This window comes from Paenibacillus sp. J31R122 (assembly GCF_056269185.1).
In genome coordinates, this window is the sequence record NZ_JBWDNM010000011.1 from 206,586 (window position 1) to 221,842 (window position 15,257).

At 45.1% G+C, this 15,257-nt stretch carries 16 protein-coding genes and 1 other annotated feature; of the genes, 5 read left to right on the forward strand and 11 right to left on the reverse strand.

The features are described 5' to 3' along the window. Positions 1–140: 140 nt before the first annotated feature. From ilvC to ilvB, 3 genes are all read right to left on the reverse strand, one after another. Entirely contained in the window at positions 141–1,133 is a 993-nt protein-coding gene (ilvC, locus tag AC0YN7_RS19170) for a ketol-acid reductoisomerase (RefSeq protein WP_475811623.1), read from the reverse strand. 139 nt (positions 1,134–1,272) lie between these two features. Further along, the gene (gene ilvN, locus AC0YN7_RS19175) at positions 1,273–1,758 is read right to left on the reverse strand and encodes an acetolactate synthase small subunit (RefSeq protein ID WP_475811624.1); all 486 of its coding nucleotides are present in this window, start codon (positions 1,756–1,758) and stop codon (positions 1,273–1,275) included. After that, positions 1,755–3,500: a biosynthetic-type acetolactate synthase large subunit gene (gene ilvB, locus AC0YN7_RS19180; RefSeq protein ID WP_475811625.1), complete on the reverse strand. Its 1,746-nt coding sequence runs from the start codon at positions 3,498–3,500 to the stop codon at positions 1,755–1,757. Before ilvB ends, ilvN begins: the two co-directional genes overlap by 4 nt. Before the next feature lie 568 nt (positions 3,501–4,068). Here ilvB and AC0YN7_RS19185 point away from each other — a divergent pair. Beyond that, on the forward strand, positions 4,069–4,530 hold the full coding sequence (locus AC0YN7_RS19185; RefSeq protein ID WP_475811626.1) for a GNAT family N-acetyltransferase: 462 nt from the start codon (positions 4,069–4,071) through the stop codon (positions 4,528–4,530). A 13-nt stretch (positions 4,531–4,543) separates the two neighbouring features. On the opposite strand, the gene AC0YN7_RS19190 is transcribed toward AC0YN7_RS19185, so the two are convergent. The 5 genes from AC0YN7_RS19190 to AC0YN7_RS19210 all read right to left on the reverse strand — a co-directional run bounded on the left by AC0YN7_RS19190 (position 4,544) and on the right by AC0YN7_RS19210 (position 7,748). Continuing rightward, complete coding sequence (locus AC0YN7_RS19190) at positions 4,544–4,903, reverse strand: hypothetical protein (RefSeq protein ID WP_475811627.1); 360 nt, start codon at positions 4,901–4,903, stop codon at positions 4,544–4,546. Positions 4,904–5,062: 159 nt separating this feature from the next. Then, on the reverse strand, positions 5,063–5,422 hold the full coding sequence (rplT, locus tag AC0YN7_RS19195) for a 50S ribosomal protein L20 (RefSeq protein WP_475811628.1): 360 nt from the start codon (positions 5,420–5,422) through the stop codon (positions 5,063–5,065). A 44-nt stretch (positions 5,423–5,466) separates the two neighbouring features. Further along, on the reverse strand, positions 5,467–5,664 hold the full coding sequence (gene rpmI / locus AC0YN7_RS19200) for a 50S ribosomal protein L35 (RefSeq protein ID WP_475811629.1): 198 nt from the start codon (positions 5,662–5,664) through the stop codon (positions 5,467–5,469). A 35-nt stretch (positions 5,665–5,699) separates the two neighbouring features. After that, the gene (gene infC, locus AC0YN7_RS19205) at positions 5,700–6,197 is read right to left on the reverse strand and encodes a translation initiation factor IF-3 (RefSeq protein WP_475811674.1); all 498 of its coding nucleotides are present in this window, start codon (positions 6,195–6,197) and stop codon (positions 5,700–5,702) included. Between the two features lie 57 nt (positions 6,198–6,254). Continuing rightward, positions 6,255–6,403: a sequence feature (ribosomal protein L20 leader region), on the reverse strand. Positions 6,404–6,506: 103 nt separating this feature from the next. Further along, positions 6,507–7,748, reverse strand: coding sequence for a glycosyltransferase family 2 protein (locus AC0YN7_RS19210; protein WP_475811630.1), 1,242 nt, complete (start codon positions 7,746–7,748; stop codon positions 6,507–6,509). 666 nt (positions 7,749–8,414) lie between these two features. Between AC0YN7_RS19210 and AC0YN7_RS19215 the strand changes: the two genes are divergently transcribed. Then, positions 8,415–8,993: a phosphatase PAP2 family protein gene (locus AC0YN7_RS19215; protein WP_475811631.1), complete on the forward strand. Its 579-nt coding sequence runs from the start codon at positions 8,415–8,417 to the stop codon at positions 8,991–8,993. Here AC0YN7_RS19215 and trmB read toward each other — a convergent pair. Then, positions 8,990–9,772: a tRNA (guanosine(46)-N7)-methyltransferase TrmB gene (gene trmB, locus AC0YN7_RS19220; RefSeq protein ID WP_475811632.1), complete on the reverse strand. Its 783-nt coding sequence runs from the start codon at positions 9,770–9,772 to the stop codon at positions 8,990–8,992. The genes AC0YN7_RS19215 and trmB overlap by 4 nt on opposite strands. Positions 9,773–9,984: 212 nt before the next feature. Next, positions 9,985–10,194 (reverse strand): hypothetical protein, encoded by a 210-nt coding sequence (locus AC0YN7_RS19225; protein WP_475811633.1) that lies wholly within the window; start codon positions 10,192–10,194, stop codon positions 9,985–9,987. A gap of 280 nt (positions 10,195–10,474) precedes the next feature. On the opposite strand from AC0YN7_RS19225, the gene mnmL reads away from it, so the two are divergent. Genes mnmL through AC0YN7_RS19240 form a run of 3 tightly spaced genes read left to right on the forward strand, consistent with a single transcriptional unit; the run spans position 10,475 to position 13,048 of the window. After that, positions 10,475–11,437, forward strand: coding sequence for a tRNA modification radical SAM protein MnmL/YtqA (gene mnmL / locus AC0YN7_RS19230; protein ID WP_475811634.1), 963 nt, complete (start codon positions 10,475–10,477; stop codon positions 11,435–11,437). 1 nt (position 11,438) lies between these two features. Further along, complete coding sequence (gene mnmM, locus AC0YN7_RS19235) at positions 11,439–12,017, forward strand: tRNA 5-(aminomethyl)-2-thiouridylate-methyltransferase MnmM (protein WP_475811635.1); 579 nt, start codon at positions 11,439–11,441, stop codon at positions 12,015–12,017. 56 nt (positions 12,018–12,073) lie between these two features. Next, on the forward strand, positions 12,074–13,048 hold the full coding sequence (locus AC0YN7_RS19240) for a type I phosphomannose isomerase catalytic subunit (protein WP_475811636.1): 975 nt from the start codon (positions 12,074–12,076) through the stop codon (positions 13,046–13,048). Between the two features lie 172 nt (positions 13,049–13,220). Here AC0YN7_RS19240 and AC0YN7_RS19245 read toward each other — a convergent pair whose 3' ends face one another. Next, positions 13,221–15,116 (reverse strand): B12-binding domain-containing radical SAM protein, encoded by a 1,896-nt coding sequence (locus AC0YN7_RS19245; RefSeq protein ID WP_475811637.1) that lies wholly within the window; start codon positions 15,114–15,116, stop codon positions 13,221–13,223. Positions 15,117–15,257 lie beyond the last annotated feature (141 nt).

A 15,257-nucleotide genomic window follows, 5' to 3' on the forward strand; every position in this document is an offset into this window, starting at 1 on the left:
TCTGCCATACACCTCCGAGAACAGAATGATCCCGATACGCACAAGAGACGTTTGCCGATGCAGTAAAGTTTCGGCAAACGCTCCGGCGAACCGGGATATGATCGTTTATTCGTAATACTATTTCATTGGTTAAGCTTTTATTACTTCTTGATCCAGTGCATCAATTCACGAAGCTGAGCGCCTGTTTGCTCGATAGGGTGAGCAGCTTCGTTACGACGAGTTGCCGTTAGCATAGCACGGTTCGATTGGTTTTCAAGGATGAAGTCACGAGCGAAACGACCGGATTGGATATCTTCCAATACACGTTTCATTTCTTTCTTCGTTTCTTCTGTAACGATACGAGGACCTGTAACATAGTCACCGTATTCAGCTGTGTTGGAGATCGAATCACGCATCGACGAAATTCCGCCCTCGTACATCATATCAACAATCAGCTTAAGCTCATGCAAACATTCGAAGTAAGCCATTTCTGGAGCATAGCCGGCTTCAACAAGCGTTTCAAAGCCTGCTTTAACAAGCGCGGAAGCGCCGCCGCAAAGAACAGCTTGCTCACCGAACAAATCAGTTTCTGTTTCTTCTTTGAAAGATGTTTCGATAACGCCTGCGCGTGTACAGCCGATACCTTTAGCATATGCAAGGCCAATAGCTTTAGCATTGCCAGTTGCATCTTGCTCAATTGCGATTAGTCCTGGAACGCCAAAGCCCTCTTGGTACGTACGGCGAACCATGTGACCAGGGGATTTTGGAGCTACTAGGAATACGTCAGTATCTTTATTAGGCACGATTTGGCCGTAGTGAATGTTGAAACCGTGAGAGAACATAAGAGCAGCGCCCTTTTTCAGGTTTGGAGCGATCTCAGCTGTATATACGCTAGCTTGAGTTTCATCAGGCAGCAAGATTTGAACTACATCTGCTACTTTTGTCGCTTCAGCAACTGTAAGTACTTCAAAACCGTCTTTTTTTGCTACGTCTGCAGATTTACCAGGACGAAGCCCGATAACAACTTTTAATCCGCTGTCGCGAAGGTTTTGTGCTTGTGCGTGGCCTTGGCTACCGTAACCAATTACTGCGATTGTTTTACCTTGAAGTACGCCTTGATCCGCGTCTTTTTCATAATACATTGTAACTGCCATATTAATAATTGCCTCCTTTAATTTAACCCTTTTGAGTGGGTGTTTAAGTAGAGAATACCGCATATTCTACGGTTCTCCCCTTAAACTCCCACTCAAAGCGGGAAGTTGAAATGTATAAAGCTATAAAGGTATAAAGGTATTACTTCACGTTGCCTCGATTTAATGCAGTCACTCCGGTACGCGACAGCTCGCGGATACCGTAAGGTTTAAGCAATTCGACCATCGCGTCGATTTTCTCGGTATCACCTACGACTTGGACAATAAGCGAATGAGTCCCAATATCTACAACAGCTGCTCGGAACGTCTCTACAACACCCAAAATTTCTGGGCGTGATGCCGGCTCAGCGCTAACTTTAATAAGCGCAAGCTCGCGTGCAACCATCGGATTCGAGCTGAGATCAATTACCTTGATAACATCAATCAGCTTGTACAATTGCTTAGTGACCTGCTCGAGGGTATGGTCATCACCCGAAGTGACGATGACCATACGCGACAAGCCTTTCTCCTCGCTCGAACCAACTGTAATACTTTCAATATTAAAGCCACGGCGTCCGAATAAGCCCGATACCCGCTGCAGAACGCCTGGCTGGTCATTTACGATTACTGCGATCGTGTGCTTTTTCATTCCGCATCCCCCATGATCATTTCGTCGATCGTGCTTCCTTGCGCAACCATCGGATATACATTCTCCTCTTTGCGAACAACGAATTCAACGACCGCAGGGCCAGGATGACGAAGCGCTTCTTCCCATACAGCACGAGCTTCCTCTTTGTTAGATGCGCGGAACCCTTTTACTCCATAAGCCTCTGAAAGCTTAACAAAGTCAGGACTGCCAGAAAGGTCGATATGACTGTAACGGTTGTCATAGATCAGCTCTTGCCATTGACGAACCATGCCGAGCACCTGGTTGTTAATAATGACAACTTTAACCGGGATGTTATTGATTGCGCATATCGCCAACTCCTGCGCGCACATTTGCATACCGCCGTCGCCATTAATGGAAACAACTACTCGTTCCGGATTCGCCATTTGAGCGCCGATAGCAGAAGGGAAGCCAAAGCCCATCGTACCTAATCCGCCAGATGTCACCCATGAACGCGGTTTGTTGAATTTGTAATACTGTGCAGCCCACATTTGATGCTGGCCAACGTCAGTCGTTACAATCGCATCGCCGTTTGTTGTTTCGTGGATCATTTCCACTACCCACTGCGGCTTAAGCTCAACATCGGAATCCTTATAAGAGAACGGATATTCCGCACAGGACGCTTTAAGCTGAGCACGCCATGCATCGGCTTTGTCCGCAAGCTTAGCTTGTTGATTAACCATCTGAAGAACAGTCTTAACGTCTCCAACAATCGGAATGTCTGTAGGTACGTTTTTGCCAATCTCCGCTGGATCAATATCGATATGAACGATCTTCGCAAGAGGTGCAAAGCCTGAAAGCTTACCAGTTACGCGGTCATCGAAGCGAGCGCCGATATTGATAAGCAGATCTGCTGCTTGAATCGATTTATTAGCAGTGTAAGTGCCATGCATACCCGGCATACCTAGAAATAGATCATTACCGCTTGGGAATGCTCCCAGGCCAAGCAATGTCGTCGTAATTGGAATTTGAGTCTTCGTTACGAATTCCATCAATTCTTCATGTCCACCGGAGTATACAACTCCGCCGCCAGCTAAAATAAGTGGACGCTCTGCTTGCTCAATCGCTTTAATCAGCTTATCAACTTGAAGCTTATTAGGCGATACAGTTGGGTTGTAACCGCGAATACTTACTTCAGTTACCGGCTTGAACAATGTTTTTGCTGCAGAGATATCTTTCGGTATATCAATCAATACGGGGCCTTTACGACCTGTATTGGCAATATGGAAGGCTTCATGGATAATACGCGGTAGTTCCTCCACATCGCGTACCAAGTAACTATGCTTCGTTATCGGCATTGTAATTCCTGTAATGTCCGCTTCTTGGAAAGCATCGCTTCCTATTAGGCTCGAAATAACATTACCCGTAATAACTACGAGCGGTACTGAGTCCATAAAGGCAGTTGCAATACCAGTAACCAGATTTGTTGCTCCAGGACCTGATGTCGCGATACATACGCCTACCTTGCCGCTAGCACGAGCATAACCGTCTGCCGCATGAATAGCACCTTGCTCATGACGAGTTAGTACATGTTTAAAATCTGAGAATCCGTGCATAGCGTCGTAAATGTACAACACTGCGCCTCCGGGATACCCAAACACACAATCGACACCTTCAAGCACCAAGCTACGAAGCAAAATTTCCGAGCCGCTTATGACTTCGGGCTTCGAAAGCCTTTCCTTTATTTCCTCTATTGACTTCAGTGTTGCACCTTGCGTTACCATCAGTCATCCTCCTCTCAGAAAAAACAAAAAAACCTTCCATCCCTCATGCTTCATACGAAAGCAAAGAGGGACGAAAGGTATAACTTCCGTGGTACCACCCAAATTCGTTATACCTCTTCCAAAGTATAACCTCCACAGGTAAGAACGCTCTACAAATATCGTTCATACCATTGGCACTGTAACGCTTGCCCTGCGATTTCCCCTAATAAGTAACAGCTTCTGTTGTTGCTTTTCAGGGAAACAGCTCCGAGGTGAGCTCGTAGAAAAGGGATATTGGCGATGGTTGCAGCTAATCCATCCGCTCTCTGTTCAAAAGAGCCCTTAACACTTCGTCCTCATCATTGCCGATTTTGTATTTACCATTTCGGTGCGTACACCATAACATGGTAGATAAGACTTTCCTTATTATATGCCGTTAAATCCTGTTCGTCAATAACCAGAAGCAACTCTTCCTATAAATTATATTGGGCGCACTACATCAACATGTGACATATACTAATTTAGCCTTTAAACGGCAAATTCATGCAGCTTAATCTTTTATCACCGCTGCAGAAATAGGTGAATGAACATGATTCGATATTACGAGCCTAGATATGACGAAGCAGAGCTGGTTCGCCTTATTCGTACCGAGCTTATTCCGCTGTCTCATACCGTGCATCAGCTTGATGCGCAAACGATCCGCGAGCTCCCGAAACGGTTCAGGCGCGGTGTTACGTATGTAGCTTCTCTCTCTAAAAAAAGCGCACCCGTCGCATTCATCCATTTTGAAGTAATGGACGAGGTTCTTTATTTAGATATGATGGTCACACATCCCGATCACCGCAATCGCCAGTGGGGCAGAAAATTAATAGCGCAAAGCGAGGCCTATGGCCAAGCACACCAGTGCAAGGTAGCTCGGTTGTTCGTGGATCAAATAAACGCCAAAGCTCATCAATTATACATTAAGCTTGGATACGATACCGTCCACTACCATCCAGAGCTCCGCTGCTATGAGATGCTTAAGCTGTTGACCCCACCCTTAGCTACTTAACTACTTAATTGATTTAAAAGCCATTGTAGCCTTGATTGCCATACCCATAAGGCCCAATAGGCCCATTAGGGGCACCGTAGCCACAGTTATTGTTGTAGTTGTTATTGTAATTGTTGTTGCAGCATCCACCACCTCCGCCAAAGCCGCCCGCAAATGGAAGTGTACCTATTGCCAGCAGATCAAACAAAACGAGTGGCAGTATAAATGCTTTTGTTTGAACCCGTTTACCTTTATCTCTTTTGAGCGGAGCCATAACTAGTTTATTTTGGTGAATCCGAACAAGCTTGCCAGTGATAACTGAGCCGTCTTGATTAACTGCATAAATGGATTTGCCGATCAGTTTCCGGACATCCTGCTTGGAAACATTACGCATGCGAAATCCCTCCTTTCCTGTTGTTCTTCAGCATATTCAGGAAATAAGGTGTTCGCCTGTATGTTTGTCCGATAGAACTATAAATGTGTGGAAACAGCAAAAGGCTGTCCCGTGTCATCGCAATGACGACATGGGACAGCCTCTATAATCAATTAACGACTAGGCGTTAATTTTTTCCTTAGCGATACCTGCAAGTGAGTTGAACGAGCTAATGTCGTTAACAGCCAGGTCAGCAAGCATTTTGCGGTTAACTTCTACGCCCGCAAGTTTCAAGCCGTGCATGAATTTGTTATACGAAAGTCCGTTAATACGAGCTGCCGCGTTAATACGAACGATCCACAGTCTGCGGAAGTCACGTTTTTTGTTGCGACGGTCACGGTAAGCGTACATTAGGGACTTGCCTACTTGCTCCTTCGCTGTTTTAAACAGGCGATGCTTCGAACCGAAATAACCTTTTGCTAATTTTAGAATCTTTTTGCGACGACGAGTGCGGACAAAACCGCCTTTGACTCTTGCCATGGGTGGGAACCTCCTGTAGTTATCTTATTTGGTCGATATATTTCTTACAAGTTACCTAGGCCTTGCTTCAAGCGTTTCACGTCGCCAGATGCCATAAGCGGCTGACTAGCGAGAACGCGTTTTTGACGTCCGGATTTACCGGAAAGCAAGTGATTGCGGTATGCTTTATAACGTTTTACTTTACCAGTTCCAGTAATTTTGAAGCGGTCTTTCAGACTGCTGTGCGTTTTCATCTTCGGCATTTCAGTTTTCCTCCTTAAGGTTTATCATCCAGTTGTTAACTAGTGGTTTTGGGTGCCAAAATCATAATCATGCTCCGGCCTTCCAGCTTAGGAGCGCGTTCTACGTTACATATCTCAGCAACCTCTTTGGAGAGGCGATCCAAAATCCTTTGTCCGATTGCAGCATGAGTAATCTCACGACCGCGGAATCGAACGGATGCTTTCACTTTATCGCCCTCATTAAGGAACTTAACGACGTTACGGAATTTCGTTTGGTAGTCGTTTTCCTCAATATTTGCGCGGAACCACACTTCCTTAAGATCAACGACCTTTTGGTTTTTGCGTGCTTCCTTTTCTTTCTTCTGCTGCTCGTAACGGAATTTTCCATAGTCCATTATGCGGCATACCGGTGGTTTAGCCGTCGGTGCGACGTTAACCAAATCCAGATTCAGCTCAATTGCAAGCTGCAATGCGTCACGAATCGATTTAATTCCGATTTGCTCGCCTTCAGCGCCTACTAAGCGCACTTCTCTGGCCCGGATTTCATCATTGATTTGATGTTCTCTGCTAATAACGTGCCACCTCCAAATTGGGATCTTACCTAGTTAAAGACAATAAAAAAAATGCGGGTTCGCTCGAACCCGCATCTCATAACCGTACATTAATGCCGCTTCTTCTCTTCAGAGGAATGGCTAATCGATTATCGCTAACCAGCCAGCCTTAGCCGAAAGGTGAGAAGCGGGTGCTTCTACTTGTGCGTCATTAAGTTAGTTGAAAATTCACTTCGTTACTATACCATAGCCCGCAAAGGGATGTCAATCTTAAGCTGTAATAATCTTTGACCGACTCTATACCCGTTTCCGTTAAAGCTGCTTATTCTGAACTTCCTCCAACCGTATAACGCGTGAATGCTCCGTATGACTCCACTGCTTGTTATTTTGCGTGAAGAAGGCATAGAAGGTGATCGGCCACCAGGAGATCAGGAAGATTGGCAATGTTAATAGATAAGCATACGGCTTCCATGATCTAACTCCCTCAAGCATCATTGCTAGCGGGAATTGAATAACACCTGCAAAAATCGCGATCGCCATAACCCACCATGGTAAGTAACTGTAAACCGAATTCAGTGCATTAAATTGAGGAATCGCCATATCGATCCACATCACCAGAGTAAGCAGAAACCCCAAAAGCGTATTGTATACAGATACTGTGTAAATAGCCGAATCGAATTTAACGAAATTCCGCTCTTTAATACTTGCCCATAGCAGTGGAAAGAAGTAATTCCGAGCGACATTAAAATGTCCCTGCATCCAGCGCAGCCGTTGGCGAGCGGATGCTTTGAATGTAACAGGCTTCTCATCATATACTTTCGCATCATAGTTTAGAATAGGATAGATATTTCGTTGAATACAGCGCATAGAGAACTCTAAGTCCTCAACCAGGCTAGTCGCGCCCCAGCCCATATCCTTCATCAGTGCTGTGTCGAAGCACATTCCAGTCCCGCCTAGAAAATTACTCATTTTCAAATTCGTTCTGGAAAGCTGCCACAAGCGATTACAGTACCAGTAAGTGATGCCGTAAGCCGCGGTAACCCAGGAGTCAGTCGGATTTTTTGTATCCAAATAACCTTGTATAACCTGATGTCCTTCACATAAATCATTGTTCATCAGCTGCAAGAAATCACGGTTGACTAGGTTATCCGCATCAAACATAACAATTGCATCGTATTGTCTTGGCATGCTCCAAAGTTCCTTTAGCATCCACTCAATCGCATAGCCTTTACCGCGCAAATGCTGATTGGTTCTTTCACATGCCTGTACGCCGTGGCTGCGAGTTATATCAGCCGTTCCGTCTGTGCAGTTATCGCAAATAACAAAAATATCGTATAGTTCCTTTGGGTAATCCATCTCTTTTAAGTTTTCAATCAAAGCTGCAACCACTTTTTCTTCATTGTGGGCTGCGACAAGTACAGCAAATGATTTTTGAGGCGCGTGATGCTTTCGGCTTTTATTTTTCATAAAACCAAAGATGGAGAGACCGAATTGATACACCGCGATAGACGCCATTAACACTTGTAAAACAATAAAGATCGTACTTAAGACCATGCGGTACTGCCCCCTTGAGACCCCATTTTTTTGCTTGTTTCAACGCCATCACAAGGATGGGTGACAAGCTTTTTATTATATATTTCTCTCTAGCGTAAACGACTGACGCCTTTCTTTGGCACAGTATGCTCGTTTCGCGATTTAAGAGCGTTTTTCTGTAAACGCCTCTTGACCCTTACTGATTCTCCACAGAAACATCCTCTTTGTCAAAAGTTGAAAATGACGTGATTAGGCTTAATCTCGTCAGAAAAACGCTTGCATCCCCGATCAATGAACGCAGTACCTCCTTTTTCTTCAACTTAGCCTTATTTTCAACCATTTGCTAATTTTTTAGCACTATTGTCCTTAAATACGATGAAAAGTTTATAAATGTTTCGTCTAAACCGACTCTTTATTGTGACAAACGTGTGAACACACCATTAAAAAACTCACATTTTTGCAATCTCGACATTTTTTTTAAGCCTTTCTACTGACATATCTCATAGTTGCTGCAGATGTCTCTGTAATAGTTTTACCCATAGAAGCGATTTGTAAAACGATTACTGTAAAACAAATTAAATAATACACTGTTAATAAAGGCTAATTAAATGTTAACGTTCAGCAAACAAAAACATGTTACGATCGGAATAGGAGAAAAAGCATGCATCAATGGGGAGGATGGCCGCTATGGAACGAGTTATAGACTGGCTTAAAACGAGTGATCTGCGAATGTTCATTTGGGCGAATCGTAGACATTCTAAAGGAAAGCTTCACTTGTTGATTGGGAAATGGTTAAGCTCGGTAACACATTTGGGCGGCGCTACCTTTACGCTCACAACAGCTCTATCATACGCGCTTTTAACTCCAACGCCTTGGAGTACAACAGGTTGGCAATGCTTGGCTGCCGTTATTATCAGCCACTTCCCAGTAGCGATATGTAAAAGAAAATTCAAACGGCTGCGACCTTATCAGGCCATGCCGAACAATGTGAATACATGTCCAAAGCCTCTTCAAGATTCTTCTTTCCCGTCCGGACATACGACAGCCATATTCGCTTGGCTCGTCCCTATATTGCTTACGAGCGGAGGTATATGGCTGTCTCTGCTTATGCCGGTGGCTTTACTAATCGGAATATCAGTTGGGTGGTCAAGAATTTATCTGGGCTTACATTACCCTTCTGATGTTATTGCAGGCGCCTTTATTGGAACAGTTACTGCTATTGCGGTAACCTTCGCTTGGGCAGCCGCTCTGAATGGCATCCTTTAAGCCTCGTTTGTGTCTGCATTATCGGGCGCATCATCCGCTTCGTTTGCTTCATCTGCTTCGTTTGCTTCCTTAAGCGCTTTTTCCCGTTTAGCATCACGGTGCTTTTGAAGCGCCTCAGAACCAATAACAACCTCGCAGCGATAAATATTTTGACCTTTTTCCATAAACTTCATCTCATATTCAGTAAACACGAGGTCCTCACGGGGACCTTCTTTATGCAAATGAAGCGAAATATTTCGCATAATGAGCTCCATTTCAGCAAAGCTGTTTAGTGAAAATTCGAATAACGATTGTGAATCCGTTTTAAAATGGATCTCGCCACGTTCATTAAGCAGCTCCATATATTTGGCGACAAGACGCGGATGCGTCAGCCTGCGGCGCGCATGCTTGCTTTTTGGCCATGGATCGCTGAAGTTAAGATGAACCCGTTCGATCTCTCCTGGAGCGAACATTGTTTCTATTCCTTCAATATTTGCCCGCAGCAACGCGAGATTAGGCGGATGCTTCTCACCTTTCTGTTCCCAAATGTTGCGAGCCTTCTCGCTTGCGCGGCGAAGCAGCTCATCGTACATGTCGACACCGATAAAGTTTATATGTGGGTAACGAGCACTCATTTCACTAATGAAACGGCCCTTGCCCATGCCAAGCTCTACATAAATAGGCTGGTCATTTCCGAAAAATTCACGCCATTTCCCTTTGTGGGGAGCAGCATCCAGAACAACCAGTTCCGGTTGACCTTCCAAGCTTTCACGAATTCCTTTTCTTCCTCTTAGACGCATATTCGGTTTTCCTCCAATATTTCAGCTAGTCCTTATTGTGCCCAACAATGGTTGCGTTGTAAAGGGGGTCTCGTCGAAGCTATACGAATAATGTGTTCTATTGGTCGTTAAACACTCTTTTATTGGTAATTTGGGCTACTTCTATTTTCAAAATAAAAAGCCGCTGCCTCACGGCATTACGGCTTGAGCTTTGTGTATGGATTAAGTCGAGCTTATAACAGCAGCTGATATGGGATCGCGCTGTTGTCTTCTTGCTCATTCTGGTATGTTCCTATAAGCACTTCATTGAGCTTCTTGCGGGCGGAAATTTCTACACTATGATTATTGTGAAATCGAACACCCGTCAGAGCCATCAATTCTTTAACTGTCAATTCAACCTTAACTGTTTCGTCGCCATGCGGTATTTTAGCGATAGTACTCATCTCATATCACCTCATCGATTTATTTAACCGAATTCCAGACAAGCAACGTTTCATGTATTCAGGTTCATATGGGCTGTGTTAGGTTTATTTGTTGTTTTGTCGCACTTTTAATATAACACTTCATGTAAGGTTACACAAGCCCAAAATTGTATATTACAAAAATAATTTCCAAATAAAGCGATTTCCGAACGTTCATGAGACATCCATAGATCAAACATGGTAATTTCGCTCGTTTTTCGATAAAATAAGGAGTGTACGTTTTGAAAGAAGGGGAAAACCGATGATTGAATTACACACGTCGCCGGAACAGCCAATGCTTTGGAACGATAAACGATTTCATACATGGAATTACGAAATGCGTGAGCAATTTGGAGGCAAAGTATTTAAGGTTATGCTTGATGCTGGCTTTACTTGTCCAAATCGCGATGGGTCTATTGCAAAGGGCGGCTGTACATTTTGCAGCGCCAGAGGGTCAGGAGACTTTGCCGGCAGCAGACGAGATGACCTCGTCACCCAATTCAACAATATTCGTGATCGTCAGCACCAGAAGTGGCCGGAAGCACAATATATCGGCTACTTCCAAGCTTATACCAATACGTATGCGCCAGTTGAAGAGCTTCGCGAATATTATGAAGTTATATTGCAGCAGCCCGGCGTTGTCGGCTTATCGATCGCTACGCGTCCTGACTGTTTGCCCGATGATGTTGTCGACTATTTAGCCGAGCTGAATGAGCGCACCTATTTATGGGTGGAGATGGGTCTGCAGACGGTCCATGAGTCAACATCTGTGCTTATAAACCGTGCTCATGACACCGCATGTTATATCGATGCCGTTCAAAGATTGCGCGCGCGTGGAATCCGCGTCTGTGCGCATATCATTTACGGTTTGCCGCAAGAAACACATGAAATGATGCTTGATACCGGCCGCGCTGTAGCTAAAATGGATGTACAGGGAATCAAGATCCACCTGCTCCATCTTATGCGCAAGACGCCTATGGTTCGGCAATATGAAGCAGGACTGCTGCAATTTTTAGAGCAGGATGAATATGTGAAGCTAATCGTGGATACGCTTGAATTTCTGCCGCCCGAGATGATTGTTCATCGTCTAACAGGAGATGCCCCGCGTGATCTCTTGATCGGACCGATGTGGAGTCTCAAAAAATGGGAAGTGCTTAACGCCTTTGACGATGAGCTGCGCAGACGTAACACTTGGCAAGGCAAGCTATGGCAGCTGGAGGTATAGCATGGGATTTCTATCCGTATTAAGCATGGCGCGCAAATGGATCTCTGAACGTGCTGCGAATGGTGACATCGTAATAGATGCAACCGCAGGAGGCGGCGTCGATACGCTTGCTCTGGCGGAGCTCGTAGGCCACAAGGGTACCGTATACGCCTTCGACATACAGCAGGATGCGCTAAACCGCACGAAGGAGCGACTGCATACAAGCACCTCTGATAAACTTGCTGAAGTAAAGCTTATATTAGCTAATCACGCTCAAATGGCTGAATGGATTGACCCGGTCTACACAGGGAAGGTAGCCGCCGTTATGTTTAATCTCGGTTACTTGCCTGGAGGCGATGATCAATCGGTCATTACGGAGTCCGATACAACTATAGCCGCGCTGGACGCGGCAATTATGCTGCTGCGTCCTGGAGGTATTGTTACCTGTGTGCTGTATCCGGGGCATCCCGGCGGCGCGGAAGAAGCAGCTGCAGTCGAGGCGTGGGCCGCTCAGCTTCCGCAGCCGTTGGCACAGACTGTTACATACCGTCAACCACAGCGCCCTTCAGCGCCTTATTTAATTGCAGCAGAGAAACGTTAGCTTTAAAACAGCAAGTGCTATACCTATCATTTTTTCACATGGGAGAGGAATAAGAGATGACAGTAAAACCATATCCATTACAATTCAAACCAGAAATGAAAGAACGCATTTGGGGAGGAAGAGCGCTCGAAGCATTTGGCCTTGAACTGCCTGAAGGTTCAATCGGGGAAGGCTGGATGATCGGCGATCATCCGAACGGTACAACAAAAGTAATGAACGGCGAGCTTACTGGCGTTGGTCTCGATCACATTCGTGAGACCTACGGACGCGAATGGTTTGGTACGCAAGGCTATTCCGAAAAGGGACGTTTTCCGCTTCTAATCAAATTGCTGGACTGCAATGATGATCTTTCGATTCAAGTGCATCCTACCGATGCTTACGAAGGGCTTCCAGAAGGTGAGCTAGGTAAAACTGAAATGTGGTATATTCTTGACGCTAAGCCTGGCGCAAAAATCATTTATGGACTTAAGGACGGAATCGACCGTACTGCCATGGAAGCTGCTATTAACGAAGGACGCATTATGGATACGCTGCAGGAAGTAACTGTTGAAGCTGGAGATGCATTCTATATCCCGGCGGGTACCGTTCACGCACTCTGCTCAGGAGTTGTTGTTGCTGAGATTCAGCAAAATTCCGATACAACATATCGCCTGCATGATTATGACCGACCAGGGCTAGACGGTCAAATGCGCGAGCTTCATATCGAGGATTCACTTAATGTTATTGCTTATAGCGGCGCAGGAGCTCAGCGAATGAGAACTGATCACGCTGTAGCCGGTCAATGGCTAACCATTGCTTCCTCTCCTTATTTTGTCGTTGAAAAAGGGATCGTATCGGCTCCGTGGCAGCTGTCTACCTCACTTGAAAGCTTCGTCATTCTTGTCGTTGCTGACGGTGAAGGCCAGTTGAAATGGGAAGATGGCGAACAAGCTCTGAAAGCTGGAGAAAGCTTCCTGCTTCCTGCTAACTTGGGCGGTTATGAGCTTTCCGGAAGCATGACGATACTTAGAAGCATTGTTCCTGCGCAATAAGATCTAAATTCACCCTCTATTAAGCCTCAACTAAAAAAGGCTGACTCCAAAGTAGAATTATCTACCAAGGGTCAGCCTTTGTTATTTCTATCTCGGCGAAACGATCGCTTTTTCCGCAGAGGACGGCGACAGGACAGCCGTTTACGCCTGTATAATTCGTTTGCTTACACAACTACTTCCCTTGAAGAACTTCACTTTCCGTTTCGATCGAGAGCATGAACGGCTTAGGCTTAGGTTTGCTGCTGCCTGCTTCCAGAGCATAAAGAACAACGAGTAACGTGTGTCGTTCTTTATTAATCTCGCCAGTCGCAAGGAATGCTGCCAAATCGAAAGGCAGCTTCTCAATAACAGCGTGCTTGTGCAGCTCCTTCTCGCCGAAGCGCAGCGCCGCGAATTCTTCCGACACATCAGCAGGGCGTTCAGCCAAACGACGCATCCAGCCGCTCCATATCGCTTTATCCATCGTGAATTCCCACCATGTTTTGCGAGGCTTGTAGTTATGATTGAGAAAATAATCATATTTCATCAGCCCTAGCACAACTTCAGTGTCTAATCGGTTTCCAGCAGTTGTGATCACTTGGTCATATGAAACAATCTTCTCAATGGATTTGTCCTCTGTTGACGGAAGTGACTCGATTGCATTCGCGTCTGCAAGTGGCAGTGACCCCAGAAATGCCCAAAGTCTTGAGAATAGATCCTCCAGCTGATGTCCGATCTTCTGCCAGCCGCTTCTTTCCCAGAAATCCCCGAACGATTGGAAAAAATCAAATGGCGACGGAAACACTCGATCTACTAAATAAAGCAGCGTATGATCCATCCGGTGCGCATTCCAATATTTCTCCAGCACATCCTCCACTCGCTTAATGCGAACGATATCGCTAAATGGCATCAAGTCGTTTCCAAGCATTTCATACGGGGATCTATCCATATAAATATAACCCCATTTGTCGGCCTCACGACGAAGGCCAGTTCCACGAAGCATTTTGAGGAAGCCAAGCTGCAGCTCCTCGGGGCGAAGCTCGAATACATCGTTGAATGTTCCACGGAATGTATCGTAGTTTTCTAATGGCAACCCAGCAATTAGATCTAGATGCTGATCGATTTTACCTGAATTTTTCACCTTCAATACAGTACGAACAAGCTTTAACCAATTTTGACGACGCTGAACCGCTTCATTGGTCGGATCATTCGTAGATTGTACGCCAATCTCAAATCTGAAAATGCCCGGAGGCGCGTGCTCAGCCAAATAATCCAGCACTTCAGGACGCATAATATCGGCTGTAATTTCAAATTGGAATACGCAGCCACCATGATTTTCGATTAAGAAGTGAAAAATCTCAAGCGCGTAATCACGTTTGATATTAAAGGTACGGTCAACGAACTTAATCAGCTTAGCCCCTGCATCAATTAGATACAAGATATCAGCTTTCGTTCGCTCCATATCATAGTATCTAACGCCAACCTCGATGCTGGATAGACAGAACTGACAGCTAAATGGACAGCCGCGGCTTGTCTCGAAATAAACGACTCGACTTCCTAAATTAGCGATATCCTCCTGGAAACGATGCGGCGAAGGCAGCTCGTTCAAATTCAGCTTTGGCCGTGGCGGGTTAATAAGAACCTCTACACGATCTTCCCGTTGCTTCCGGTAAGTAACCCCAAACACCATATGATATTTACCATCGCCCTCAATTTCGGTGAGCAGATGATGAAAGGTCTCTTCGCCTTCACCAACAACGATGAAATCAACCTCTGGAATTCTATCCATCCAATAATCCATATCATAGCTGACTTCCGGTCCACCAAGGATGATCTTGACCTCAGGTTTTATTTTGCGCAGCATATTAATGACAGTTATAGTTTCCTCTATATTCCATATATAGCACGAAAAACCAACCACATCGGGATTACGTGAAAAAATATCCGATACGATATTCATCGCCGGATCTTTAATCGTATATTCCGCAATATCGATATCGAACCTTTCTCCGCTAAACGCCTTCAAACAGCGCAGCGCAAGCGAGGTGTGAATAAATTTAGCATTTAAAGTCGACAGTACGACTTTCATAACATGACCTCTCTAACTTAAGCGAATGCTTATACATCAAATTTTGAACTTCTGCAGGCTGTAAAGCAGCATGACTTCTATTGTACCGAAAATGAATGAAAAAAAGAAGAGGCGTCCATTGTCGCTTTTCGCGACAACAAA

Bases quoted from the DNA above. Each gene is read 5' to 3' on its own strand.
- AC0YN7_RS19190 (WP_475811627.1), bottom strand. From the start codon at position 4,903: ATGCGTAATGTTTCCAAGCAGGATGTCCGGAAACTGATCGGCAAATCC.
- trmB (WP_475811632.1), bottom strand. From the start codon at position 9,772: ATGCGTCTAAGAGGAAGAAAAGGAATTCGTGAAAGCTTGGAAGGTCAA.
- mnmM (WP_475811635.1), top strand. From the start codon at position 11,439: ATGGGATTTCTATCCGTATTAAGCATGGCGCGCAAATGGATCTCTGAA.
- ilvB (WP_475811625.1), bottom strand. From the start codon at position 3,500: ATGGTAACGCAAGGTGCAACACTGAAGTCAATAGAGGAAATAAAGGAA.
- AC0YN7_RS19215 (WP_475811631.1), top strand. From the start codon at position 8,415: ATGGAACGAGTTATAGACTGGCTTAAAACGAGTGATCTGCGAATGTTC.
- AC0YN7_RS19210 (WP_475811630.1), bottom strand. From the start codon at position 7,748: ATGGTCTTAAGTACGATCTTTATTGTTTTACAAGTGTTAATGGCGTCT.
- AC0YN7_RS19185 (WP_475811626.1), top strand. From the start codon at position 4,069: ATGATTCGATATTACGAGCCTAGATATGACGAAGCAGAGCTGGTTCGC.
- AC0YN7_RS19245 (WP_475811637.1), bottom strand. From the start codon at position 15,116: ATGAAAGTCGTACTGTCGACTTTAAATGCTAAATTTATTCACACCTCG.
- AC0YN7_RS19240 (WP_475811636.1), top strand. From the start codon at position 12,074: ATGACAGTAAAACCATATCCATTACAATTCAAACCAGAAATGAAAGAA.
- AC0YN7_RS19225 (WP_475811633.1), bottom strand. From the start codon at position 10,194: ATGAGTACTATCGCTAAAATACCGCATGGCGACGAAACAGTTAAGGTT.
- rpmI (WP_475811629.1), bottom strand. From the start codon at position 5,664: ATGCCGAAGATGAAAACGCACAGCAGTCTGAAAGACCGCTTCAAAATT.
- ilvN (WP_475811624.1), bottom strand. From the start codon at position 1,758: ATGAAAAAGCACACGATCGCAGTAATCGTAAATGACCAGCCAGGCGTT.
- mnmL (WP_475811634.1), top strand. From the start codon at position 10,475: ATGATTGAATTACACACGTCGCCGGAACAGCCAATGCTTTGGAACGAT.
- ilvC (WP_475811623.1), bottom strand. From the start codon at position 1,133: ATGGCAGTTACAATGTATTATGAAAAAGACGCGGATCAAGGCGTACTT.
- rplT (WP_475811628.1), bottom strand. From the start codon at position 5,422: ATGGCAAGAGTCAAAGGCGGTTTTGTCCGCACTCGTCGTCGCAAAAAG.